We start from the raw sequence: 22,604 nt of genomic DNA on the forward strand, positions 1-22,604 counted from the left end.
TGTCGTTTGAATGGCGGCGGGTCGGTTGCGCGCCGCGCGTCACGCCGCCGTGTCGGCCAGCAGGCTCGATGCGAGCGGACAGAACGCGTGCGAGATCGCATCGACCGTCCAGTCGGGGCTTTCGGCGTCGAAGCGGCGGTCGACCCAGCCCCAGTGATACGGATGCAGCAGGTATTCACCGAGCAGATCGCCGACGTGCGCGAATTCCTGTTGCCAGACGTGGGTCCACGCGCCCGGCGTCACGATCCGGCTCAGCCGCCAGTTGCGGATGCCGGGCATGAATGCCGGCATCCGCAGCAGCTCGCGCTCGAGGTCGAGCACCTGTGCTTCGTCGGCCCCCGGCCGCACGCGCAGCATCAGCGTGCGCCATATGCCGTCGCGCAGCGCCGGTTCGCGCAGGCCGCCGCCGATCGCACGGCATGCGGCACCGTCGATCCGCACGACGCCCGGCACGTGGGCCAGCGCGGTGAAGTCCGGCGCGTGACCGGTCGCCCGTTCGTCGCGCAGCACGTCGAGCGTGTAATCGCCCGCGCCCCAGCCCCCTTCGTGATTGCGCGCGAGCGCCACGCGGGTCGCGCCGGGCAGCGCCTGCGCGGCGTCGTGCAAGGCACGCTCGATCGCGCCCGCATCGTCGGTCGTCGACACACATACCTGCGCCGTGTCATGCCGCATGGTCGGCCTCCGTCAGTGCAGGCATCGGCCGATCCGGGTCCGTCATCACGTGGCGGCGGCGGGCGTCGCACAGCGCGTCGACGGCCATCCAGAACGCGACCACGTCGCCGTCGGTCAGCGCGCGCATCCGGTAGTACGACGGCGCATCGGCGACCTGCCACGTCAGCCACAGCGTGCTCGGCTGCCCCGGGACCGCGACGGGCGGAGACACCCAGCGGCCGGCCGCCGTCAGTCCGCGCGCCGCATGGCCCGGCAAATAGCGGTCGCGCAGCAGCGCCAGCACGTCGGGAATGCGCTCGGGCGCGAGGGTGATTTCGTCTACGATCTGGATCATTCGCGGGTCGTCTCGGGTGGTTCGTGGCGGAATGCACTGCCGGCCGCCTACGCCGTTCCGGCGAGGCCGGAAGCGGCCGGCGTGGATAGCATTCTTGCGTGGCGACGGCCGGCGAACCCCTACCGGCCCGCTCACCGGCCCCTGTCGTGACGATCAAATCGGGAGACACATGAAACAGCGCGCATTGCCGGCACGCGGCCGCGTGCTGCCGGGCCTCGGCGCCCGCCTGCTCGACGAACTGACGCGCAGCGGCGCACCGCCGGCGGAACGGCCCGCGACGCCCGCCGTTGCCGCTGCGGCCACGACACCCGGCGGCTTCGTCGCGCTGTACCGCGACGCGATCGAACGGCTCGAGGCGCAGGTCGCGCGCGGCAACGGCCATCCGCCGATGCGCAAGCAGGAAGTCGACCTGATGTGCCGCTGCCTGCTCAGTTGCGCGACGCTCGCCGACGCGATCCGTTGCGCCGCCGAGTTCTGCGAAATGCTGACGCCGCGCGCCGGCGCGCTGTCGCTCGCGGTACGCGACGGACGCGCGACGTTCCGGATGGATTCGCTGCGCCGCACGCGCAGCCCGGCCGCGTGCCTCGTCGACCTGACGGGGCTGTTCTGCTATCTGCAGTTGTTCGGCTGGCTGATCGGGCAGCCGCTGCGGCCGGACGAAGTGTGGCTCGGCCATCCGCGCCGCGACGACGCGATGCCGCTGCTCGGGCTATTCAACGCGCCGGTCGACGTCGGCCGCAAGACCTATGGCTTCGGGTTCGATGCGGCGCGGCTCGATGCCCGCGTGATCCGCCAGCCGGGCGAGCTGGCCGCGTTTCTCGTCGATTTTCCGTTTCGTCTGATCGATGCGGCGCCGGCCGTCGTGTCATGGGCGCAGCAGGTGCGCGGCTTTCTCGACGCGGCGCTCGCGCGCGAGCAGGCGCTGCCCCCGCTCGCCGAGCTCGCGGCATGGCTCGGCGTCAGCGAGGCCACGTTGCGGCGGCGGCTGGCCGCCGAAGGCAGCGGCTATCACGCGTTGCGCGAGCAGTGCCTCGCGGAGGTCGCACGGCGCTGCCTGCGCGAATCGGACTGGCCGGTCGCCCGGATTGCCACGCATCTCGGGTTCGCCGGCGAGGAAGCGTTCAGGCGGGCGTTCGTGCGATGGACGGGCATTGCGCCGAGCCGGTTCCGGCGCGATTGCCGTGCTGCCAACGGCCCGTTTCATCAGACGTAAAGCGGTTCGAATGCTTCACCAGAAAGGTTTCGGAAAGCATGCGGCGAACACTGACGTTTTTTCGCATCCCTTCGCGCTTCGATAATTGACGCGCCGGCGCGCTCGCCATTACGCTTGCGCGCTGATGGTTCCCGGAGACGGGATCAAAAGGGAACGCAGGAGAGGCAGCGCCTCGAATCTGCGGCTGCCCCCGCAACTGTGAGCGGCGAATCCGCACCACCCCACGCCACTGGGAAACCGGGAAGGCCGGTGCGAATAGCGACCCGCGAGCCAGGAGACCTGCCATCGACCCGAGGTCCAAGCAGCCGCACCGGGCGGGGTGTCCCGATGCGCCAGCACCGTCTTTGGCGGTCGCCCCGTTGCATGGACGGCCCGACCTCAGGACCCTTCAGATGTCCGATCTTTCCGCCTCCGCTTCCACGCCGGAAGCGTCGTGCCGTTGCGCGGCCAATCCGCGCGGCGTGTCCGCACGCGTGTGCCGTGCCGTGTCGTCCGCCCCGCGCGACTACCGCCCACGCCGCCCGGCCTCGCGATAGACCCACCCTAACCAGGCGGTACGCACCGCCACCCGCTTACGCTCGCCGTACCTGCAACACCATCACGCTCGCTGCCCCATGAATCTTCGCCACCTTCTCGCCACGTCCGCCACCACGGCGCTGCTCTCCCCGATCGCCCACGCCGCCGGCGACACGGCGCCCGCGCAGCCGCCCCAACCCGCCGACGGCGCCGACCTCCCGACGATCAGCGTGACCGACACGCGGCACCTGCCCGAGTCGTTCGACCAGCGCTATGCAACGACGCAGGTGCTCACGCGCGCCGATCTCGACCGGCTGTCGCCGAGCGACCCGAGCATCACGCAGGCGCTCGCGACGCTGCCGGGCGTGACCGTCTCGCAGAACGGCGGCCCGGGCTCGTCCGCGTCGGTCAGCATCCGCGGCTCGTCGGCCAGCCAGGTCGCGGTGTTCATCGACGGCATCCGGATCGGCTCGCCGACCACCGGCATCGCGCCGTGGGCCGACCTGCCGACCGACGCGTTCGAGCGCGTCGAGGTGATTTCGGGGCCGGCTGCCGCGTCGTTCGGCGCGAACGCGATGGGCGGCGTCGTGCAGCTGTTCACGCGCCGCGCCGCCGGCCAGCCGAACCAGACCACCGTGTCGTTCGGCGGCGGCTCGAACAAGACCTTCGACACGCAACTGCGCACGTCGGGCACCGTGCCGTCGACCGGGCCGCTGGCCGCGCTCGGCGGCCTCACCTACACGCTCGGCCTGCACGACTACAACACGGCCGGCATCGACGCGACGCGGCCGTTCGCGTACGGCCACGAAGACGGCCGCAATCCGTATCACGCGCAGGATCTCGACGCGCGCCTCGGCTATGCGCGCGACAACTGGTCGATCTCGACGTTCGCGCTGTACCACCGCTCCGACCTGTCCTATGACAACGCCGGCTTTGCGAACCGCGAGCTCGATCATCAGCTGACCACGGGCATCGCGTTCCATCTCGATCTCACGCCCGACACGCAGTTCGACCAGTCGTTCGGTTATGCGAACGATCGTCAGTTCCTGTACGCGAGCGACCCGACGATTCCGACCGACCAGATCAACTCGCAGCGCATCAGCTCGTCGACGTCGCTGACCCATCAAGAGCACGGCTTCCACCTGTTCGGCCTGCCGCTGTCGGGCGAGACGAAGGTCGCGTACGACTTCACGCGCGAACAGGCGTTCCTGCCGGTCGACGTGCCGGACGGCGTGCCGACGCGCAACGATTCCGCGTTCTCGCTGCATCAGTCGGCGACGCTCGGCAGCGTGACGCTGTTCGTCGCGGGCCGTCACGAGATCATCGCCGGGAAGGCCGTGAACACCGGCAACGCGGCGCTGTCGTGGGCGATCACGCCGGTCTATACGGCGCGCGTGTCGTACGGCAACGCGTTCCGCCTGCCGTCGTTCAACGACCTGTACTACCCCGGTTACGGCAACCCGAACCTGAATCCGGAACGCAGCGATTCGGTCGAGGCCGCGCTCGACGCGAACACCGCGTACGGCACGTTCAGCGCCGCGATCTACGACACGCGCGTCAACAACCTGATCGCGTACAACCCCGCGACGTTCTCGCCGATGAACATCGGCCGTGCGCATATCCGCGGCATCGACCTGTCGTACAAGGGCACGATCGGCCCCTCGACGCCGGTGAGCGTCGCGATCGGGATCCTGAATCCGCAGGACGAGACCAACGACAGCTGGCTCAACCGCCGGCCGCGCCAGACCGTCAGCGTGAACGTCGACCACACGTGGGACGAATTCCATCTGCACGCACTGAGCACGGGCGCGACGCTGAGCTACGGCGGCACGACGTTCGACGACCCGGCCAACACGACGTACCTGCCGTCGTACCTGAGCGTGAACCTGCGCGCGTCGTACAGGATCAATGCGCACCTGACGGTGTCGGCGACGCTGTCGAACCTGTTCGACCGCCAGTACATGACCGCATACGGCTACAACACGCTCGGCCGCACCGCGTTCGGCAAGGTCAGCTATACGTTCTGAGCGGGGTGGCCGGTGCATCGGCGCCCATGTTCGCGGGTGTCGATGCGAACGGGTGCGCGGGTACCGGATGTCGCCGGCCGCGAGCGCGCGGGCGCGTTCGCTCGCACCGCGATACGCGTCAGGCCCCTGCGACGCCCCGCACGCCCGCGATCAACTGGATCGCGCCGAACCCCGCGATCACGACGGCCGATACGCGCGACAGCCCGTGCATGAACGTCAGCGACATCTTCGTGCGCAACGCGGCGGTCGCGCTGCTCAGGCACAGCCACCACGTCGCGGAACCCACGAACACGCCGGCGACCATCAGCGCCACGGTCGGCCCCATCGCGCCTTCATGCGTGCCCGCCAGCGGGCCGAGCGCCGCGAAGATCCCGACAAACGACAGGATCGTCATCGGGTTCGACAGCGTGAGGCCGAAGGTCGTCAGAAAATCGCGCAGCACGGTCGTGCGCGGCACGTCGCGCACCGTGGCCGACGCGGCCGGCGCCTGCCGCACGATGGACGCGGCCAGCCACACGAGGAACACGCCGCCGCCGATTTTCAGCGCGACGGTCAGCACCGGGAACGCGGTCACGATGCCGGCGACGCCCAGCGCGCCGAGCAGCCCGTAGATCGCATCGGCGCACGCGGCGCCGATGCCCGTCGCGAACCCCGCGTGAAAGCCGCGGCTCAGGCTGCGCTGGATGCAGAGCATGCCGATCGGGCCGACCGGCACCGCGATCGACAATCCCATCACGACGGACTTGATGAACAGCATGGCCGGCTCCTTGCGACATGCAATGACATGATTCGCATCGTAGGGAAAGTCCGGTCGCCGCTGAAGGCGGTTTTTAAGGAAAAATGAGCGCTTCACCTTAAAAACTCCGCCGCAATGGACGAACTCGACTGGAAGGTACTCGCGCTGCTGCAGGCCAACGGCCGCATCAGCTACACGGAGCTGGCGCGCCAGGTTCACCTGTCGGTGCCGGCGGTCACGGAACGCGTGAAGCGCCTCGAATCGGCCGGCGTGATCGACGGCTATACGGCGCGGGTCAATCCGGCCGCGGCCGGCTACCCGGTGAGCGCGCTGATCGGCATCACGGTGCCGCAGCCCGCGAAAGCGAAATTCCTGAAGCTGCTGGAGACGATTCCCGAAGTGGTCGAGTGCCATCACGTGACCGGGGCGGATTCCTACGTGATGCGGTTCGTCGCCGTCAGCATGGCGCACCTCGAGCAACTGATCGAGCGCATCAACCTGTATGGCGAAACGCGCACGTCGATCGTGATGTCGACGCCGCTGCCGGCGCGCGGGCTCGCTCGTCCGGCCGCGGCGCTCAAGGGCGTTCGGGGGTGACAGGATGCCCCGCGCTGCGCGATGCTGTGCCATGCGCACCTTGCACGAACCGGACAACCTGCCATGTCAGTGATCGGACTCAATCATTACAACCTGCGCGCGGATCGGGCGATGCTCGATACGCTGCGCGATTTCTACGTGGACGTCGTGGGCCTCGAACCGGGCTATCGGCCGCCGTTCCAGAGCAGCGGCTACTGGCTCTACGCGGGGGCACAGGCGATCCTCCATCTGTCGGAAGCGCGGCCCGGCGACGTGCGGCCGGCGCACGTCGTCAATACGTTCGACCATGTGGCGTTTTCATGCGAGAACGCCGCCGACATGGAGCGGCGTCTGGCCGACGCGCAGGTCCGGTACTCGCGCACGTACGTGCCGCTCACGAGGCAGCTCCAGCTGTTTTTGACCGACCCGGCCGGCAACGGCGTCGAGTTGAATTTCGCGGAAACCGACCGCGATTCCGGTGATGGGCCGGGTTAGCACTGGCGACCGGACAGCGGTCGCTTGCGCGGCCGTTACCGGCGTTGCACGAGCGTCACGATCGTCAGCGCACCGTTCACGCGCTCGACCCGAACCTTGACCTTGTCGCCCACGTGCAGCGACGCGATCATCGCCGCGTCGCCGGCCTTGAACGCCATCGTCATCGGCGCCATCCCGACGTTCTCGAGCGCGCCGTGCTTCAGCGTCACCATCCCGTGCTCTGCATCGATCTGCTTGACTTCCGCTTCGGTCAGCGCCGCATCCGGCGCCGACATCTTCATGTCGCCCATGTTCATGTCGGACATGCCGCCGGCCGCGCGCACCGGCGTCGCAACGACGGCCATCGCGCCGAGTGCGGCGATGGCGATGGTGATGCACCGGCGCTTCATCGAACGTCTCCCGGGTGTAGCCGATGACCCATGCGCGCGTTACACCAGCAACGTCGCGACCGCCCACGCGATCAGCACGACACCCAGCGCGCGGCCGATGCGCTCGCCGCCCGGCAGCACCTTTTCGATCAGCACGAACAGCGACAACGCGACGATCCACACGACGTTCATCACGCCGCCGACGAACAGCAGCGTCATCAGCAGCCAGCAACAGCCCACGCAATACGCGCCGTGCCGGACGCCGAGCAGGAAACTGCCCGTGACTCCCGGGCGCCAGTACGTCGAGAGAAAGCGGACCGGCGACCGGCATTGCCGCAGACACGCCCGTTTCAGCGGCGAGAATTGATAGACGCCGGCCAGCGCGAGGACGATCGCGGACAGCACGGCGCTCTTCGACCACAGCATCATCCCGGAGATCAGGCCGGCAGGTTGCAGCAGCATCTGCAGCACGGCCGCGCCGACCGAGAACGCGAACCATGCGGCCAGATAGCCGGCCAGCAGGCTCATCGACGTGAATGCCGACCCGGCACGGTCCTGCTCGCGATGCCGCAGCACGCGCCGATACAGCAGCACGAGCGGCGCCGCGCCGGGCGTCATCATCGCGATCATCATCACCCACCACATCAGGATCACGGTCGCCAGCGACGGCGCCATGACGCCCATGTCGTCGGCCAGCCGATGCGGGAACAGCGCGACCGCCGTCATGTCCAGCGCCGACATGCCGGTGCCGGCCCCCGTCCACAGGTAGGCCCAGCACGCGCCGACGAGCGCGACCATGCCGAACAGCGTGACGACGCGCTCGCGCCCGAGCAACTCGTCGACGGTGATCATGCCGCGACGCGATGCCGGATCAGCCCGTGGTTGTTCAGGTGCAGCCGCGCGAACTGCGCGTAGCTCCGCTCGAGATCCAGCTCGATGTGCCCGCGCGACCGGCCGGTGCCTGAACCGATCTCCGCCAGCTCGTATTCGAAGCCGTTGGGCAGGTCGATCCGCACGCGATGTTCGGCGCCCGTCACCGGATTGAGGATCGGTTCGCCGACGACGTCGAACACGCCCTCGACGCTGATCCGGCCGCGTCGCGCATCGACATCGACGTCGAAATCGATCTTCGCGAAGATCGGATCGTAGGCCTGCTCGAGCGTCGACGCGAACACGGCGAACATGGTCGCGAATGGATCGGTATCCTGACCGGTCATGATCTTCAGCACGGCCTCGCACTGCGCGGGGCTCGCGCGCTCGTCGACGATCGGCTGGCACCGGCCATGGCCTTCGTGAATCGGACCCGGCCACTGGAACACGACCGCGATCCGGACGCCGTCGAGCACCACGTCGCCGTAGTGGCCGCTGTCGATCGAAATCGCACCCATCGCTTCGCAATTGCCATGCGTCGGCAACGAATTGAACTGGCAAGGGCAACCGTATGAGCAATTGCAATTGATCAGCTCGGTTCCCTGAATCTCCCACGGCGTCATGGCTTCACCTCGCGCGTTCGCTGGCACATCGTGTTTCGAATCTAGTGCACCGCACCGGGGAAAGCAAAGGCGTGCGAAAGCGCGAAAAAAAAGCCGCCAGCGCGGCGCGAAACCGTGCGTTCGGTCGGTGCATCCGGTCGATCGCGTTCGAGCCAGGTCCGACAAAAGCCGGCAGCATGGCCGCGTCATCGCAAATGCGGGCATCGCGCATCGGTCCGGGTCCATACTGTCTCGCAATCGACGATTCCCCCGACCGTCGCCGCCGCCCCGGATGGCTGTCATGCGCGTTCAAAGTGCGTTGCTCTTTCTCGTCGGCACCCTGCTCACCGCAGGCGGCTACGGCGCCACCTTCCTGCTGTCGATGCGCTTTCGCGCGATCGGCGGCAGCGATCTCGATACCGGCGCGGCCCTGGCCGCCGCGACCGTCGGCACCTTCGCCGGCCTGTCGGCGGTCGGCTGGTTCTCGCAGCAGATCGGCGCCGCGCGGATCGCCGCGCTGGCGTCGCTGTGCATCGGCGCCGGCATCGTCGGCTTCGCGCTCCTCGGGCGCGCGCCGGCGGCCGACCTGCCGTCCGGCTTCCTGGTCGGCTTCGGCTGGGGCGCGTTTCACCTGGCTGCGCCGATGGCGCTCGCCGAGCGCACCAGCGGCGCCGCGCGAAACGTGTGGTTCTTCCGGTCGGCGACCTTCCAGATGACGGGGATCGGCGCATCCCCGGCGTTCGCCGCGTATGCGATGCGCCTGCTCCACTGGTCGATCGGCGACACGCTTTATGCGGTCGGCGCCCTGTGCGCGCTCGGGTCGCTGCTGCTGGAGGCCTTCGGCCGCCAGTGTCCGCGCCCGGCCGCCGCCGCGGCCGGCGGCCGCTGGGTGCGCGATCTCCCCGCCATCTCGCGCACGCGCGCGGCCGTGCCGATCGTGATGATCGCGCTCGGCACCTGCGTGTTCTCCGGCCTGATGACGTTCCAGATGTCGTTCGTGCAAGGGCCGCAGGCGCGGCCCGCCGCATTCTTCAGCCTTTACACGATGACGGTGGTGGCCGCGCGCTGGCTGCTCGGACGATGGGTCAGGATGGCGCGCCCCGAAGCCGCGACCAAGGGGTTGCTCGTGATGATGCTGCTCGGGGCGCTTGCGATGTTCGGCGCGTCCGCGCACGCGTCGTTCCAGTCGGTCGCGGCCGTGCTGCTCGGCGCCGGCTACGGGCTCGTGTATCCGGTCATCCAGGCGCAGGCGCTCAACGACTGCGCGGATACGCACCGGCACGGCGTGCTCACGTGGTTCGTCGCGTCGTATTTCATCGGCACGTTCGGCTTTCCGTCGGTCGGCGGCTGGGTGATGGTGCACGCCGGCAAGGGGGCGCTGCTGATGCTGATCGCGAGCTGCGGGCTCGCGGCGCTGTCGCTCGCGTTCCTGCACGACCGGCCGGCGCCGGTGCGTACGCAATAGGCCTGATCCGGTGAGCGCGTTGCCCCGCTGACTATCCGGTGCCGTCAGGCCGATTTCCGGCGCGACGATCGGCGCCGAATACGTTCGAGGACCGGTGCCAGCATCGACCGTCTCTCCCGAGTCGGGGTTTGCAAATAATGACAAGAATCGTTCCCGCCACCCTGAATTCCGGCCTGCTTGTTTCGGGATGTGCATCGAATCCCGCCGATGTTCCGATCATCGACACGGTCGTTTGGGGTGACTCGGCCGTCACGCAGTCGTCGTACGGGAAATATCATGTCCTGAAGGGCTCGCCGGTTCGACGGCTCGAATGTCTCGAGATTACGAAAAGCGATCTCGGCAAGCCTGTTTTCAGATTAAAACCGAATGACGGCGGCGGACGCCGGCGCTATTCCGGTTTTCTTGCCGACTGCACGACGGCAACCCAGCACATCACGGCCGAGGCAACCCAGCAACAGGTGATCATCAGGTCGAGATCCATCAACCCCTCGAAATTTCCGCTGTTCTCGAAGCTGCAGCGCTGATGCCCCCTGACCCACATGCAGCCGCTGACAAGCTGCTGGAAATGCATATAGACGTTGTAGACGGCAAACGCCGACGTAATGATTGCGAGCCGCAACCGTATGTTCTTTTTCATATGACGCGCAAGCCGATGGGAAATCCGAGGCCGATCTTACGGCAACGGCAACCCTGCCGGCTATCCGTCGCAGCCCTGCCCGCCCGGATGGCGGCTTACGCGTCGATCTGCCGGAGCGTCTTCAGGCAATCCGCCGCGAGCTGCTGATAGAGCCGCGTGCCGTTCGCCTTCGCGCTGATCTCCGCATCGCTCAGCCGCCGCACCACGTGCCCCGGCACGCCCGCGAGCAGCACGCCGCGCGGCACGTCGTAACCGGCCTTCACGAACGCGCAGGCGGCGACGATCGTGGTCGCGCCGATCGTCGCGCCGTCCATCACGACCGCGTTCATCCCGATCATCGTGTCCGGCTCGAGCGTCGCGCCGTGCACGATCGCGCCATGGCCGACGTGGCTGTTCACGCCGAGCCGGCAGGTCTCGCCGATGCCGACGTGCAGCACGCAGCCGTCCTGCACGTTGCTGCCGTCGCCGACGACGATCGCGCCGAAGTCGCCGCGCAGGCTCGCATGCAGGCCGATGTAGCAGGCCGCGCCGATCGTCACGTCGCCGATCAGGACCGCGCCCGGATGCACGTACGCGGACGGATCGACGCGCGGGCGCATGCCGTTGAATTCGAACAGCGGCATCGCTCAGAGCACCGCGGCCGCTTCGGGCACGAGCGTGAACAGGTCGCCGACGAGGCCGTAGTCGGCCACGCTGAAGATCGGCGCGTCCGGATCCTTGTTGATCGCGACGATCACCTTCGAATCCTTCATCCCGGCCAGATGCTGGATCGCGCCCGAGATGCCGACCGCGATGTACAACTGCGGCGCGACGATCTTGCCGGTCTGGCCGACCTGGTAGTCGTTCGGCACGTAGCCGGCGTCGACTGCGGCGCGCGAAGCGCCGAGTGCGGCCTGCAACTTGTCGGCCAGCGGCGCCAGCACCGACGCGAAGTTCTCGCCGCTGCCGAGACCGCGGCCGCCCGACACGACGATGCTTGCGCTGGTGAGTTCGGGGCGCTCGAGTTTCGTCACCTCCCGGCTGATGAACTGCGATATCCCTGCGTCCGCCGCCGCGTCGATCCGGTCGATCGACGCGTTGCCGCCGTCCGCCGCAACCGGATCGAAACCCGTCGCACGCACCGTGATGACCTTGACCGGATCGCCCGACTGCACCGTCGCGATCGCGTTGCCTGCATAGATCGGGCGCTCGAACGTATCGGCTGAAACGACCGCCGTGATGTCCGAGATCTGCGCGACGTCCAGCTTCGCGGCGATGCGCGGCGCGATGTTCTTGCCGCAGACGGTCGCCGCCGCGAGGATGTGCGAGTAGTTCGACGCGATGGTCAGCACCGTCGCTTCGACGTTCTCGGCGAGGCCGGCCGCCAGCTGCGGCGCGTCGGCCAGCAGCACCTTCGACACCCCCGCGATCTTCGCTGCCGCATTGGCTGCCGCTTGCGCGTCGTGGCCCGCGACCAGCACGTGAATGTCGCCGCCAATGGCTTGCGCCGCCGCCACCGCATTCAACGTCGCGGCCTTGAGCGGCGAAGCGCCGCCCGCCGACGCAGCATCGTGCTCGGCAATTACCAGAATCGTCATGTCCGTGCGCTCCCTGTTACAGCACCTTGGCTTCGGTCTTGAGCTTGTCGACCAGCGTCTGCACGTCCGGCACCTTCACGCCGGCCGCGCGCCTGGGCGGCTCGTTCACGCTGAGCACCTTCAGGCGCGGCGCCACGTCCACGCCGAGATCGCCGGGCCTGACGGTTTCCAGCGGCTTCTTCTTCGCCTTCATGATGTTCGGCAGCGTCACGTAACGCGGCTCGTTCAGGCGCAGATCGGTGGTGATGACCGCGGGCAGTCGAAGCGACAGCGTTTCCGCGCCGCCGTCGACTTCACGCGCGACCGTCGCACGGCCGTCGGCGATCGTGACCTTCGACGCGAACGTCGCCTGCGGCAACCCGGCCAGCGCGGCGAGCATCTGGCCCGTCTGGTTCGAATCGTCGTCGATCGCCTGCTTGCCGAGGATCACCAGCTGCGGCTGCTCCTTGTCGACCAGCGCCTTCAGGATCTTCGCGACGGCCAGCGGCTCGACGCTGTCGTTCGACTCGACCAGGATCGCGCGATCCGCGCCGATCGCCAGCGCCGTGCGCAGCGTTTCCTGCGCTTGCGTCACACCGACCGACACCGCGATCACTTCGGTCGCCACGCCCGCTTCCTTCAGGCGCACCGCTTCTTCCACCGCGATTTCGTCGAACGGGTTCATCGACATCTTCACGTTCGCGATGTCGACGCCGGTGCGGTCGGACTTCACGCCGACCTTCACGTTCGCGTCGACCACGCGCTTCACTGCCACGAGCGCTTTCAACTGCCTGTCTCCTGTTTCGTTTCGACCGCCGCGGCGCGTCAGCGCGCGGTGTATCCGCCGTCGATCACCAGCTCCGCGCCCGTCACGTAGCGCCCGGCCGGCGACACGAGATACAGGATGCCGGCGGCGATGTCGCGCGGGCTGCCGATCTTCGCCATCGGCACGTGCGTCTGCATGTATTCGAACGCGCGGTCCGGATCCTGGCCCATCTGGCGGAACGCGTCCTCGAGCATCGGCGTGCGGATGTAGCCCGGATGCACCGAGTTCGCGCGGATGTTCTTCGCCGCGTAGAGCATTGCGTCGACCTTCGCCATCATCCGCACCGCGGCCTTCGACGCGTGATACGCGGGCACGTCGGGGCCGCCGACGATCCCGTACATCGACGACAGGTTCACGATCGAGCCACCGCCGGCCGCCTCGATGTGCGGAATCGCGGCGCGCGTGCACAGGAACACGCCGTTGACGTTCACGTCCTGCACGCGCTGCCATTGCGCGAGCGTGAGTTCATGGGTCGGCACGTTGTGCCCTTCGATGCCCGCGTTGTTCACGAGCACGTCGAGGCGCCCGAAGCGCGCGACGATCTCGCCGAACACGCGCGCGACGTCGGCCTCGTGCGTCACATCGAGCGACCAGCATGCGGCCTGGCCGCCTTGCGCGCGGATCGCTTCGACGAGTTCCTCCGCCGGCTGCGACAGCACGTCGAGGATCGCGACGCTCGCGCCGGCCGCGGCCAGCGTGCGGGCCGTTTCCGCGCCGATGCCGCGCGCGCCGCCGGTGATCGCGGCCACCTTGCCGCGCAGGTCGAACAGCTCTTCGATGAGTTTCATGGTGTCTCCGTGTAATCGGGCGGACCGGCCGCGAAGGGGCCGGTCGTCAAGGGGATCCGGCGTTATCGTACGGCGGTCGCGGCAGGCGCCGCCAGGAAATCAAGGCATTCGCGGTTGAAATAGGCCGCGTGCTCCACCATGACCCAGTGGCCGCAGCGGTTCAGCAGCACGAAGCGCGCGTCGCGGCAGCGTTCGAGGAACGTCAGCGCGCCGCCGACCGGATTGAAGCGGTCGTCCGTGCCCCAGAAACCGAGCACCGGGCAGCGCAGGTCGCCGAGCGCGCCCGTCAGGTTCGGCACGCTCATCGTCGACAGCACTTCGGTCGGCTGCTCGACGCATACCTTCATCCGCTCGGCGACGAGTGCGTCGGTGACGATCGCGGGATCGTGCACCAGCAGCGTCAGCAGCTCGCGCATGGTGTCGTCATTCATCTGGCGATTGGTGAACAGCTTCACCATCCGCTGGATCCCTTCCATCCGGAAATAGGTGTCGCGATCCTCGACGCCGCCCGGCGCCATCATGATCAGCCCGTCGACCGCGTCGGGGTAATCGAGCGCGTATTTCAGCGCGATCGCGCCGCCGAGCGAGTTGCCGAGCAGCACGGCCGGCCCGACGCCGAGCGCGGACAGCTGCGCGTGCAGCGCGCCGACGAAGAAATCGAGCGTGTAGGCGACGTCGGACGGCTTCGACGACTGCCCGTAGCCCGGCAGGTCGACGACGATCGCGCGATGGCCGGCCGCCGCGAACGCGGGGACGTTGTGCTTGAAGTTGCTGAAACCGCTGGCGCCCGGGCCGCTGCCGTGGATGAACACCACCGGCCGGCCTTCGCCCGCCTCGAAATGATGCAGGCGCAGGCCGCCCGGTACGTCGGTGAAGATGCCGGCCGGCGGCGTCGTTGGGGTCGTCATCGCGGGATGTCTCCTTCGTCGGTCGATGGATGCCTGCCACGATGATTGCGCCGCCGGCGCCGGCCGGCATCATCCTTTCAGACTACGAAGCCGCGCGCACTTGTTCCTATCATCGGGCCACCGAAACGGAGGCAGACGATGAACGGATTCGACTACAGCGGCAAGACGGTGCTCGTGACGGGCGGCACCAAGGGCATCGGGCGGCGCATCGCCGAGAGCTTTCTCGCGGCGGGCGCACGCGTGTTCGTGTGCGGGCGCAGCGCGCCCGACACGCCGCCTTCGGCCGGCGGCCGCATGGCCAGCTTCATCGCGGCCGACCTGCGCGACATCGAGCAGGTCGACGCGATGCTCGCGACGATCCGCGACGCCACCGGCGGTCTCGACGTGCTGGTCAACAACGCGGGCGGCTCGCCGTTCGTGCTCGCGGCCGACGCGTCGCCGCGCTTCACCGAATCGATCGTGCGGCTGAACCTGATCGCGCCGCTGCAGCTCGCGCAGCGCGTGAACGCGATCATGCAGCCGCAGCCGCACGGCGGCGTGATGCTGTTCATCGCGAGCGTCAGCGCGTCGCGGCCGTCGCCCGGCACCGCGGCCTACGGCGCGGCGAAGGCCGGCCTCGTCAACGCGGTCACGTCGCTCGCGGTCGAGTGGGCGCCGCGCGTGCGCGTGTGCGCGATCAGCCCGAGCCTGGTGCAGACGGAATCCGCGACCGAAGGCCACTACGGCGACGACGCCGCGCTCGACGCGATCCGCGCGACGATTCCGGCCGGACGGCTCGCGACGCCCGACGACGTCGCGTCGGCGTGCCTGTTCCTCGCGTCGCCCGGCGCGTCGTACACGTCGGGCGCGAACCTGCGGCTCGACGGCGGCGGCGAACGGCCCGCGTTCTTGTCGGCGGCACACACGGAAGCAGGCTGACGCGTCACGCGCGCGGCGCGACCCGATCGTTTCCAGTCCTAGGGAAGTCATCTAGTTCATTTTGACGATTCCCTGCTACCGCGATCTCCCTACTCTGCCTCTCACGACAACCACAGTCGACCGTCGTCGATACCCCCAGAGGAGACACCATGCATCAACGGATTTCGCGCCGTACCGACAAGCGGGCCACCGCCACGCTGTCGACGCTGGCCGCCGCGCTGCTGACGTGCGCCGTTCCCGCCGCGCACGCCGGCAGCACGATCGAGCTTGGCGCCGACACGACGCTGGACTACACGTTCACGCTGAGTTACGGCCTCGGCATGCGCACGCGTGCGCCGAGCGGCAATCTGCTGACGCCCGCGAACATCAACGGCGACGACGGCGACCGCAACTTCGCGAAGAACAAGCTGATCGAGAACCAGGTCAGCCTGCTCGGCGAAGTGAACCTGAAGCACGACGACTGGGGCGTGTTCGTCCGCGCGAGTACGTTCTACGACCAGGCCTATCACCGCCCGAACTACAACGACGCGCCGGGCACCGTGAACCAGTCGGGCCAGTACAACAACTTCACGAGCGACGCGCGCTACTGGTCGGGCGGCCACACGACGCTGCTCGCCGCCTACGCCTACAACACCTTCAAGATCGGCGCGACGAGCCTGAACGTCAAGGTCGGCGACCAGGTGGTCGCGTGGGGCGAAAGCCTGTTCTTCCCGAACATCGCGGGCGCGCAAGGCCCGGCCGATGCCACCAAGTCCTATGTCGCGGGCGCCCAGGTGAAGGACATCCTGCTGCCGGTGCCGCAGATCTCGACGCAATGGCAGATCACGCCGAACTTCAGCCTGCTCGGCTACTACCAGTTCTCGTTCCAGCAGAACCGCCTGACCGCGCCGGGCACGTACTGGAGCTATTCGGACGTGGTCGGTCCGGGCGCGCAGTTCATCATCGGCCCGGGCGGGATGATCATTCCGCGCGGGGCCGACGACAAGCCGAGCGCGCACAACCAGTGGGGTATCGGCGCACGCGTCCGCGTGCTGGGCGACACCGAGCTCGGCCTGTATCACCTGCATTACAACGACATGAACCCGAGCGTCGTCACGACCTACTTCCCGACGCTCCAGTACCAGCAGAAGTATTTCAGCAACATCAAGCTGACCGGCGCGAGCTTCTCGACGCAGGTCGGCCCGGTGAACGTCGCGGGCGAAGTGTCGTATCGCCAGGGCGCCGCCGTGCTCGTCAACACGCCGACCGGCCCGCAGTCGACGCGCGCGAACGTGCTGCAGACCAACCTGTCCGGCATCTATTCGATCGGCCCGAGCTTCCTCGCGAACTCGCAGTCGCTGATCGGCGAACTGACGTACGTGCACGCGGGCAGCATCTCCGAGCTCGACGGCTCGACGACGCTCGCCAATTCGCGCAACGCGCTCGCGCTGGAGATCGCGTGGACGCTCAGCTACAAGAACGTGTTCAACGGCTGGGATCTCGACGTGCCGCTGACCTACACGCACGACCTGGCCGGCACGTCGCCGCTCGCCGGCGCGCTCGGCTCGCTGACGGGCCAGGGCGATCACCGCGTGACGGCCGGCGTGACGTTCACGCGCCTGAGCAACCTGCAGCTGTCGCTCGTCTACGCCAAGTTCCTCGGTTCGCCCAACCCGGCCACGCATCCGCTGGCGGATCGCGACTACGTGCTGGCCACGGCGACCTACCACTTCTGAGCGGCCCGGCCGCTCGTCACTCAGCAACAAGAGGATTGATATGAAACGCATTCATCTCCCCCTCCTGCGCGCGTCGGTGATGACCGCGTGCGCGGTCGTCGCGACGGCGTCGTTCCCGAAGGTCACGCCGGACGACCTGAAGGCGCTCGACGGCACGCTCACGCCAATGGGCGCGGTGCGCGCCGCGAGCAAGGACAACAGCGTGCCCGAGTGGTCGGGCAAGTGGCTCGGCACGCCGCCCGACGTGCAGTACAAGCGCGGCAGCCGCTACCCCGATCCGTTCGCGAGCGAGAAGCCGGTCGCGACGATCACCGCGGAAAACATGGCGCAGTACGCCGAGCACCTGACCGACGGCCAGAAGGCGATGTTCAAGCGCTACCCGGCCACGTTCAAGATCAACGTCTATCCGAGCCACCGCGACTTCCGCTATGCGGATTCCGTCTACAAGGACATCCGCACGTACTCGCCCGATTCGACGATGACGTCCGATGCGAACGGGCTGACCAACGCGCCGCCGCAGGTGCCCTACCCGATCCCGAAGACCGCCGCCGAGCTGCTGTGGAACCAGCGCATGTCGTCGGCGATCGGCGCCGAGCAGGCAACCTACGACCAGGCGGTGGTCTATTCCGACGGCAACATCGCGTGGGGCAAGGTGCGCTACGACATCTATTCGCCGCGCAACGTCGGCAAGTACGACGTGAAGAGCGACCTGAACAACCGCACGTTCTATCGCAACGCGACGGAGTTGCCGCTGTCGGACCGCGGCTCGCTGATCGTCGGCTTCACCAACTGGGACAAGGCCGGCGCCGACAACTCGTCGCGCACGTGGATGTACAACCCCGGCACGCGGCGCGTGCGCCAGGCGCCGGAATACGGCTATGACCAGCCGCAGGGCCCGGGCGGCTTCCGCACCGTCGACGACGACCGCCTGTACAACGGCCCCGGCGACCGCTACGACTGGAAGATCGTCGGCAAGCGCGAAGTGTACGTGCCGTACGACAACTACAAGGCGATGGACAGCTCGGTCAAGTATGCGGACCTGCTGACCAAGGGCCACGAGAATCCGTCCTACCTCCGCTACGAGCTGCATCGCGTGTGGGTGCTGCAGGCGACGCTGAAGAGCGGCTACCGCCACCAGTATGCGAAGCGCGTGCTGTACATCGACGAGGATTCGTGGATGACGCTGCTCGCCGACAACTACGACGCACGCGGCCAGCTGTGGCGCACCAACGTCGCGACGACGCTGTACGCGTATGACGCGAAGACGTTCTACCCGAGCGTCGTGTTCTACCACGACCTGATCTCCGGCGCGTACATGGCCGACCGCCTGACCAACGAAGGGCCGATGCCGAAGCTCGACAGCAGCCCGCAGTTCAGCGAGGCCTATTTCTCGCCGGACGCGATCCGCAGTTCGGGTAACTAAGCAACCGGCGCGGCACGTCCGCGACCTATGCGCCGGAGCTTCGCTCCGGCGCGCGACGCCGCCCGAGACGGCGGCCTTTTCCAATCGAGGGCCCTACCATGTCCAACCGCTTGCATGCGACGCTCGGCGACGAGCTGTATGCCGCGTGGCACGCCCGCGCGCCGGTCGCGCCGCTGTCGGCGCGGCCGCGCCGGCTTTCCCTCGACGATGCGTACCGCATCCAGCAACGCTTCATCGAACGCCGCATCGAGCGCGGCGAAGCGGTGGTCGGCAAGAAGATCGGCGTGACGAGCCAGGCCGTGCAGGACATGCTGAACGTGCGCCAGCCCGATTTCGGCATCCTGCTGTCCGGCATGCACTACGCGGCCGGCGAGGCGATCGCCGCCGCGTCGCTGATCGCGCCGCGCGCCGAAGGCGAGATCGCGTTCATCCTGGCGCGCGACCTGCGCGGCCCCGGTATCGACCGCACCGACGTGATCGCCGCGACGGCCGCCGTCGCGCCCTGCTTCGAGATCGTCGATTCGCGCATCCGCGACTGGGCGATCCGCATCGAGGACACCGTCGCCGACAACGCGTCGTGCGGCGTGTACGTGCTCGGCGATGCGCGCGTCGACCCGCGCACGCTCGATCTCGCCGCGTGCGAGATGACGATCGAGAAGAACGGCGAGCCCGTCGCCCAGGGCCGCGGCGATGCGGCGCTCGGCCATCCCGCCGACGCGGTCGCATGGCTCGCGAACACCCTCGCCGCATACGACGTGCCGCTGCTCGCCGGCGAGATCGTGCTGTCCGGCTCCCTCGCGAAACTGATTCCGGTCACGGCCGGCGACGCCTTGTCGATGCACATCTCCGGCATCGGCGGTTGCGACGTCCGCTTTATCTAAAGGAACGAACCTGATGAAGAAAATCAAATGCGCACTGATCGGGCCCGGCAACATCGGCACCGACCTGCTGTACAAGCTGCGCCGCTCGACGGTGCTCGAGCCCGTGTGGATGGTCGGCGTCGACCCGGCGTCCGACGGCCTCGCACGGGCCCGCGAATTCGGCCTGAAGACCACCGACCAGGGCGTCGACGGGCTGCTGCCGCACGTCGCCGCCGACGACATCCGCATCGCGTTCGACGCGACCTCCGCCTACGTCCATCGCGACAACGCCGACAAGCTCACCGCGCTCGGCGTGAAGATGATCGACCTGACGCCCGCCGCGATCGGGCCGTACTGCGTGCCGCCGGTGAATCTCGACGCGCACCTCGACAGCGCGCAGATGAACGTGAACATGGTGACCTGCGGCGGCCAGGCGACGATCCCGATGGTGTATGCCGTGTCGCGCGTGCAACCGGTCGCGTACGGCGAGATCGTCGCAACGGTATCGTCGCGTTCGGTCGGCCCCGGCACGCGCAAGAACATCGACGAATTCACGCGCACGACGTCCGGCGCGATCGAACAGGTCGGCGGCGCCCGCAAGGGCAAGGCGATCATCGTGATCAATCCGGCCGAGCCGCCGCTGATCATGCGCGACACGATCCACTGCCTGACCGACGGCCCGCCCGACGTCGACGCGATCACGGCATCGGTGCATGCGATGGTCAAGGAAGTGCAGCGCTACGTGCCCGGCTACACGCTGAAGAACGGTCCGGTGTTCGACGGCAATCGCGTGTCGGTGTTCATGGAAGTCGAGGGGCTCGGCGACTACCTGCCGAAGTACGCGGGCAACCTCGACATCATGACGGCCGCCGCGGCCGCCACGGCCGAGCGTTTCGCCGAACAGATGCTGGCCGCGACGGCCGCCACCGCTTGAGTCGAGGAGTCACACGATGTCACTTGCAGGCAAGAAGATCACCGTCCACGACATGTCGCTGCGCGACGGGATGCACCCGAAACGTCACCAGATCACGCTCGACCAGATGCGCGACATCGCGCGCGGGCTCGATGCGGCCGGCGTGCCGCTGATCGAGGTCACGCACGGCGACGGGCTCGGCGGCGCGTCGGTCAACTACGGCTTTCCCGCGCACACGGACGAGGCGTACCTGAGCGCCGTGATTCCGGAACTGAAGCAGGCGAAGGTGTCGGCGCTGCTGCTGCCCGGCATCGGCACCGTCGAGCACCTGCGCATGGCGCATGAGCTCGGCGTCGGCACGATCCGCGTCGCGACGCACTGCACCGAGGCGGACGTGTCGGAACAGCATATCGGCCTCGCGCGCACCCTCGGGCTCGATACGGTCGGCTTCCTGATGATGGCGCACATGTCGGCGCCCGAGCAGCTCGTCGTGCAGGCGAAGCTGATGGAGTCGTACGGCGCGAACTGCATCTACATCACCGACTCGGCCGGCCACATGCTGCCCGACGACGTGACCGCGCGGATCGGCCAGGTCCGCGCCGCGCTGAAGCCCGAGACCGAACTCGGCTTCCACGGGCACCACAATCTCGCGATGGGCGTCGCGAACTCGGTTGCGGCGGTCGCCGCCGGCGCGAACCGGATCGACGCGGCCGCGGCCGGCCTCGGCGCGGGTGCGGGCAATACGCCGATGGAAGTGTTCGTCGCGGTGTGCGACCGGATGGGGATCGAGACCGGCGTCGACGTGTTCGCGATTTCGGACGTGGCGGAGGATCTCGTCGTGCCGATCATGGACGCGCCGATTCGCCTCGACCGCGATGCGCTGACGCTCGGTTATGCGGGCGTCTACTCGTCGTTCCTGCTGTTCGCGAAGCGTGCGGAAGCGAAGTACGGGATTCCGGCGCGCGATATCCTCGTTGAACTCGGGCGGCAGCGGCTCGTCGGCGGGCAGGAGGACATGATCGAGGACGCGGCGCTGACGATGGCGCGGGCACGGGCGGTGGCGGCCTGATCGATCGCAATCGGTCTTCGTCCGGAAGCAGCAAACTTCAGCGGTGGGATCGCACGCGGCACGTTGACTTTCGCCGATCGGCCCGATACGATCGAGCCACGTTCAAGACGCCCTCCCGGTCCGCCGGGAGGGCGTTTCGTTTTGGTTCCCGGACCAAAAGGAAACGACTTGAAATGAACCGTATCGACACCCTCGCCTCCCGCCCGAACACCGGCCCCGCCATTCTGGGCTACCTCCAGCACGGCACCGGCCCCGAGTGCGTGATGGTCCTGCACGACTGGCTCGGCGACCATACGAACTACACGGCCCTGCTGCCGTATCTGGACGAAGCGGCCTTCACATCCGTATTCGTCGACCTGCGCGGCTACGGAAAATCGATCCACCTGAGCGGTGCATGCACCGTCGATGAGATCGCCGTCGATTGTCTCGCGCTCGCGGACCGGCTCGGCTGGCAGCGCTTTCATGTGATCGGCCATTCGATGACCGGCATGGCGACGCAGCGCATCGCCGCCGACTCGCCGTCGCGCATCAAGAGCGCGATCGCCGTGTGCCCGGTATCGGCGGCCGGCAATCGCCTGAGCGACGACGCGCGCGCCTTCTTTGCGAGCACGACTGTGAACGACGACGCCTTGCGCCGGCTCGTGCGGTTCGTGACGGGTGGGTTGTCGGCACGCCGGGCCGAGTTGAAGCTGCGGCAGAACCGCGAGCGCGTGGCGCCCGCTTGCCGGCTCGCGTATCTCGACATGCTCACCGGGACGAATTTCGTCGACGCCGTGCGCGGGCTCGGCGCCCGCTATCTGGTGATCGTCGGCGACAAGGATCCGGGGCTCGACGAAACGGCGATGCGCGCCACATTCCTCGCGTGGCATCCGAACGCACGGCCGCTGACGCTTCCGAATGGCGGGCACTACCCGATGCGGGAATGTCCGCCATATTTCGCGACGATCGTGGAAGATTTCCTGCGAGACGCGACCGCTTGCGTGTTGCGCACGCCGCGACCGGAGAAGATCAGGTTGGCCGCCGCGGCACTGCCCCGCCGCCGGCGACCGACGAACGGCGCGACCCGCGCCGTCCATCCGGTGTGCCCGGCCGCGTGACGGGGCCGGACGGGTTTCGA

24 protein-coding genes and 1 riboswitch are annotated in these 22,604 nt (G+C 68.0%); of the genes, 12 read left to right on the top strand and 12 right to left on the bottom strand.

The annotated features are described in order from the left end of the window. Positions 1-39 precede the first annotated feature (39 nt). Together U5771_RS11250 and U5771_RS11255 are read right to left on the bottom strand one after the other, a co-directional pair. Complete coding sequence (locus tag U5771_RS11250) at positions 40-672, bottom strand: Dabb family protein (protein WP_322024030.1); 633 nt, start codon at positions 670-672, stop codon at positions 40-42. Further along, entirely contained in the window at positions 662-1,006 is a 345-nt protein-coding gene (locus U5771_RS11255) for a hypothetical protein (RefSeq protein WP_322024031.1), read from the bottom strand. Before U5771_RS11255 ends, U5771_RS11250 begins: the two co-directional genes overlap by 11 nt. A 169-nt stretch (positions 1,007-1,175) precedes the next feature. Here U5771_RS11255 and U5771_RS11260 point away from each other — a divergent pair, with 169 nt between their 5' ends. Next, entirely contained in the window at positions 1,176-2,219 is a 1,044-nt protein-coding gene (locus tag U5771_RS11260) for a helix-turn-helix domain-containing protein (protein ID WP_322024032.1), read from the top strand. A 108-nt stretch (positions 2,220-2,327) separates the two neighbouring features. Further along, positions 2,328-2,521, top strand: a riboswitch (cobalamin riboswitch). A 312-nt stretch (positions 2,522-2,833) separates the two neighbouring features. Beyond that, the gene (locus U5771_RS11265; RefSeq protein ID WP_322024033.1) at positions 2,834-4,762 is read left to right on the top strand and encodes a TonB-dependent receptor domain-containing protein; all 1,929 of its coding nucleotides are present in this window, start codon (positions 2,834-2,836) and stop codon (positions 4,760-4,762) included. A 118-nt stretch (positions 4,763-4,880) separates the two neighbouring features. Here the strand turns inward: U5771_RS11265 and U5771_RS11270 are convergent, their stop codons facing one another. Next, positions 4,881-5,519 (bottom strand): LysE/ArgO family amino acid transporter, encoded by a 639-nt coding sequence (locus U5771_RS11270; protein ID WP_322024034.1) that lies wholly within the window; start codon positions 5,517-5,519, stop codon positions 4,881-4,883. Positions 5,520-5,633: 114 nt separating this feature from the next. On the opposite strand from U5771_RS11270, the gene U5771_RS11275 reads away from it, so the two are divergent. Both U5771_RS11275 and U5771_RS11280 read left to right on the top strand, forming a co-directional pair. Beyond that, a complete protein-coding gene (locus U5771_RS11275; protein ID WP_322024035.1) occupies positions 5,634-6,095 on the top strand; it encodes an Lrp/AsnC family transcriptional regulator in 462 nt (153 codons plus the stop codon). A gap of 63 nt (positions 6,096-6,158) precedes the next feature. Beyond that, complete coding sequence (locus U5771_RS11280) at positions 6,159-6,569, top strand: VOC family protein (RefSeq protein WP_322024036.1); 411 nt, start codon at positions 6,159-6,161, stop codon at positions 6,567-6,569. Between the two features lie 35 nt (positions 6,570-6,604). Here U5771_RS11280 and U5771_RS11285 read toward each other — a convergent pair whose 3' ends face one another. From U5771_RS11285 to U5771_RS11295, 3 genes are read right to left on the bottom strand one after another with little or no spacing between them, the layout of a single operon-like run. Continuing rightward, the gene (locus U5771_RS11285; protein WP_322024037.1) at positions 6,605-6,958 is read right to left on the bottom strand and encodes a copper-binding protein; all 354 of its coding nucleotides are present in this window, start codon (positions 6,956-6,958) and stop codon (positions 6,605-6,607) included. A gap of 39 nt (positions 6,959-6,997) precedes the next feature. After that, on the bottom strand, positions 6,998-7,789 hold the full coding sequence (locus tag U5771_RS11290) for a DUF2182 domain-containing protein (protein ID WP_322024038.1): 792 nt from the start codon (positions 7,787-7,789) through the stop codon (positions 6,998-7,000). After that, positions 7,786-8,430 carry a DUF1326 domain-containing protein gene (locus U5771_RS11295; protein ID WP_322024124.1) on the bottom strand — a complete coding sequence of 215 codons (645 nt, stop codon included), beginning with the start codon at positions 8,428-8,430 and terminating at the stop codon, positions 7,786-7,788. The genes U5771_RS11290 and U5771_RS11295 overlap by 4 nt, the downstream gene beginning before the upstream one ends. Before the next feature lie 280 nt (positions 8,431-8,710). Here U5771_RS11295 and U5771_RS11300 point away from each other — a divergent pair, with 280 nt between their 5' ends. Continuing rightward, a complete protein-coding gene (locus U5771_RS11300; RefSeq protein WP_322024039.1) occupies positions 8,711-9,874 on the top strand; it encodes an MFS transporter in 1,164 nt (387 codons plus the stop codon). 388 nt (positions 9,875-10,262) lie between these two features. On the opposite strand, the gene U5771_RS11305 is transcribed toward U5771_RS11300, so the two are convergent. The 6 genes from U5771_RS11305 to U5771_RS11330 all read right to left on the bottom strand — a co-directional run bounded on the left by U5771_RS11305 (position 10,263) and on the right by U5771_RS11330 (position 14,589). After that, positions 10,263-10,511 (bottom strand): hypothetical protein, encoded by a 249-nt coding sequence (locus tag U5771_RS11305; RefSeq protein ID WP_322024040.1) that lies wholly within the window; start codon positions 10,509-10,511, stop codon positions 10,263-10,265. A 95-nt stretch (positions 10,512-10,606) separates the two neighbouring features. Then, the gene (locus U5771_RS11310) at positions 10,607-11,134 is read right to left on the bottom strand and encodes a transferase hexapeptide repeat family protein (RefSeq protein WP_322024041.1); all 528 of its coding nucleotides are present in this window, start codon (positions 11,132-11,134) and stop codon (positions 10,607-10,609) included. Between the two features lie 3 nt (positions 11,135-11,137). Beyond that, complete coding sequence (locus tag U5771_RS11315) at positions 11,138-12,088, bottom strand: electron transfer flavoprotein subunit alpha/FixB family protein (RefSeq protein ID WP_322024042.1); 951 nt, start codon at positions 12,086-12,088, stop codon at positions 11,138-11,140. A 16-nt stretch (positions 12,089-12,104) separates the two neighbouring features. Next, the gene (locus U5771_RS11320; RefSeq protein WP_322024043.1) at positions 12,105-12,854 is read right to left on the bottom strand and encodes an electron transfer flavoprotein subunit beta/FixA family protein; all 750 of its coding nucleotides are present in this window, start codon (positions 12,852-12,854) and stop codon (positions 12,105-12,107) included. Positions 12,855-12,892: 38 nt separating this feature from the next. Next, on the bottom strand, positions 12,893-13,681 hold the full coding sequence (locus U5771_RS11325; protein ID WP_322024044.1) for an SDR family NAD(P)-dependent oxidoreductase: 789 nt from the start codon (positions 13,679-13,681) through the stop codon (positions 12,893-12,895). A gap of 62 nt (positions 13,682-13,743) precedes the next feature. Continuing rightward, a complete protein-coding gene (locus U5771_RS11330) occupies positions 13,744-14,589 on the bottom strand; it encodes an alpha/beta fold hydrolase (RefSeq protein ID WP_322024045.1) in 846 nt (281 codons plus the stop codon). 138 nt (positions 14,590-14,727) lie between these two features. Here U5771_RS11330 and U5771_RS11335 point away from each other — a divergent pair, with 138 nt between their 5' ends. The 7 genes from U5771_RS11335 to U5771_RS11365 all read left to right on the top strand — a co-directional run bounded on the left by U5771_RS11335 (position 14,728) and on the right by U5771_RS11365 (position 22,584). Then, positions 14,728-15,507: an SDR family oxidoreductase gene (locus U5771_RS11335; RefSeq protein ID WP_322024046.1), complete on the top strand. Its 780-nt coding sequence runs from the start codon at positions 14,728-14,730 to the stop codon at positions 15,505-15,507. A 149-nt stretch (positions 15,508-15,656) separates the two neighbouring features. After that, the gene (locus U5771_RS11340; RefSeq protein ID WP_322024047.1) at positions 15,657-17,222 is read left to right on the top strand and encodes a DUF1302 domain-containing protein; all 1,566 of its coding nucleotides are present in this window, start codon (positions 15,657-15,659) and stop codon (positions 17,220-17,222) included. Between the two features lie 40 nt (positions 17,223-17,262). Then, positions 17,263-18,645, top strand: coding sequence for a DUF1329 domain-containing protein (locus tag U5771_RS11345; RefSeq protein ID WP_322024048.1), 1,383 nt, complete (start codon positions 17,263-17,265; stop codon positions 18,643-18,645). 98 nt (positions 18,646-18,743) lie between these two features. After that, complete coding sequence (gene dmpE / locus U5771_RS11350) at positions 18,744-19,526, top strand: 2-oxopent-4-enoate hydratase (protein ID WP_322024049.1); 783 nt, start codon at positions 18,744-18,746, stop codon at positions 19,524-19,526. A 13-nt stretch (positions 19,527-19,539) separates the two neighbouring features. Continuing rightward, a complete protein-coding gene (locus tag U5771_RS11355; RefSeq protein ID WP_322024050.1) occupies positions 19,540-20,439 on the top strand; it encodes an acetaldehyde dehydrogenase (acetylating) in 900 nt (299 codons plus the stop codon). Positions 20,440-20,455: 16 nt separating this feature from the next. Continuing rightward, a complete protein-coding gene (gene dmpG, locus U5771_RS11360; RefSeq protein WP_322024051.1) occupies positions 20,456-21,487 on the top strand; it encodes a 4-hydroxy-2-oxovalerate aldolase in 1,032 nt (343 codons plus the stop codon). A gap of 173 nt (positions 21,488-21,660) precedes the next feature. Next, a complete protein-coding gene (locus U5771_RS11365; RefSeq protein WP_322024052.1) occupies positions 21,661-22,584 on the top strand; it encodes an alpha/beta hydrolase in 924 nt (307 codons plus the stop codon). Positions 22,585-22,604: the final 20 nt, after the last annotated feature.

It is taken from the genome of Burkholderia sp. BCC1977 (assembly GCF_905339595.1).
In the GTDB taxonomy this organism is placed as follows: domain Bacteria; phylum Pseudomonadota; class Gammaproteobacteria; order Burkholderiales; family Burkholderiaceae; genus Burkholderia.

What these genes read in the sequence shown, in the direction of transcription:
- U5771_RS11250 (WP_322024030.1), bottom strand. Translation starts at nt 672, where the DNA reads ATGCGGCATGACACGGCGCAGGTATGTGTGTCGACGACCGACGATGCG.
- U5771_RS11255 (WP_322024031.1), bottom strand. Translation starts at nt 1,006, where the DNA reads ATGATCCAGATCGTAGACGAAATCACCCTCGCGCCCGAGCGCATTCCC.
- U5771_RS11260 (WP_322024032.1), top strand. Translation starts at nt 1,176, where the DNA reads ATGAAACAGCGCGCATTGCCGGCACGCGGCCGCGTGCTGCCGGGCCTC.
- U5771_RS11265 (WP_322024033.1), top strand. Translation starts at nt 2,834, where the DNA reads ATGAATCTTCGCCACCTTCTCGCCACGTCCGCCACCACGGCGCTGCTC.
- U5771_RS11270 (WP_322024034.1), bottom strand. Translation starts at nt 5,519, where the DNA reads ATGCTGTTCATCAAGTCCGTCGTGATGGGATTGTCGATCGCGGTGCCG.
- U5771_RS11275 (WP_322024035.1), top strand. Translation starts at nt 5,634, where the DNA reads ATGGACGAACTCGACTGGAAGGTACTCGCGCTGCTGCAGGCCAACGGC.
- U5771_RS11280 (WP_322024036.1), top strand. Translation starts at nt 6,159, where the DNA reads ATGTCAGTGATCGGACTCAATCATTACAACCTGCGCGCGGATCGGGCG.
- U5771_RS11285 (WP_322024037.1), bottom strand. Translation starts at nt 6,958, where the DNA reads ATGAAGCGCCGGTGCATCACCATCGCCATCGCCGCACTCGGCGCGATG.
- U5771_RS11290 (WP_322024038.1), bottom strand. Translation starts at nt 7,789, where the DNA reads ATGATCACCGTCGACGAGTTGCTCGGGCGCGAGCGCGTCGTCACGCTG.
- U5771_RS11295 (WP_322024124.1), bottom strand. Translation starts at nt 8,430, where the DNA reads ATGACGCCGTGGGAGATTCAGGGAACCGAGCTGATCAATTGCAATTGC.
- U5771_RS11300 (WP_322024039.1), top strand. Translation starts at nt 8,711, where the DNA reads ATGCGCGTTCAAAGTGCGTTGCTCTTTCTCGTCGGCACCCTGCTCACC.
- U5771_RS11305 (WP_322024040.1), bottom strand. Translation starts at nt 10,511, where the DNA reads ATGAAAAAGAACATACGGTTGCGGCTCGCAATCATTACGTCGGCGTTT.
- U5771_RS11310 (WP_322024041.1), bottom strand. Translation starts at nt 11,134, where the DNA reads ATGCCGCTGTTCGAATTCAACGGCATGCGCCCGCGCGTCGATCCGTCC.
- U5771_RS11315 (WP_322024042.1), bottom strand. Translation starts at nt 12,088, where the DNA reads ATGACGATTCTGGTAATTGCCGAGCACGATGCTGCGTCGGCGGGCGGC.
- U5771_RS11325 (WP_322024044.1), bottom strand. Translation starts at nt 13,681, where the DNA reads ATGAAACTCATCGAAGAGCTGTTCGACCTGCGCGGCAAGGTGGCCGCG.
- U5771_RS11330 (WP_322024045.1), bottom strand. Translation starts at nt 14,589, where the DNA reads ATGACGACCCCAACGACGCCGCCGGCCGGCATCTTCACCGACGTACCG.
- U5771_RS11335 (WP_322024046.1), top strand. Translation starts at nt 14,728, where the DNA reads ATGAACGGATTCGACTACAGCGGCAAGACGGTGCTCGTGACGGGCGGC.
- U5771_RS11340 (WP_322024047.1), top strand. Translation starts at nt 15,657, where the DNA reads ATGCATCAACGGATTTCGCGCCGTACCGACAAGCGGGCCACCGCCACG.
- U5771_RS11345 (WP_322024048.1), top strand. Translation starts at nt 17,263, where the DNA reads ATGAAACGCATTCATCTCCCCCTCCTGCGCGCGTCGGTGATGACCGCG.
- dmpE (WP_322024049.1), top strand. Translation starts at nt 18,744, where the DNA reads ATGTCCAACCGCTTGCATGCGACGCTCGGCGACGAGCTGTATGCCGCG.
- U5771_RS11355 (WP_322024050.1), top strand. Translation starts at nt 19,540, where the DNA reads ATGAAGAAAATCAAATGCGCACTGATCGGGCCCGGCAACATCGGCACC.
- dmpG (WP_322024051.1), top strand. Translation starts at nt 20,456, where the DNA reads ATGTCACTTGCAGGCAAGAAGATCACCGTCCACGACATGTCGCTGCGC.
- U5771_RS11365 (WP_322024052.1), top strand. Translation starts at nt 21,661, where the DNA reads ATGAACCGTATCGACACCCTCGCCTCCCGCCCGAACACCGGCCCCGCC.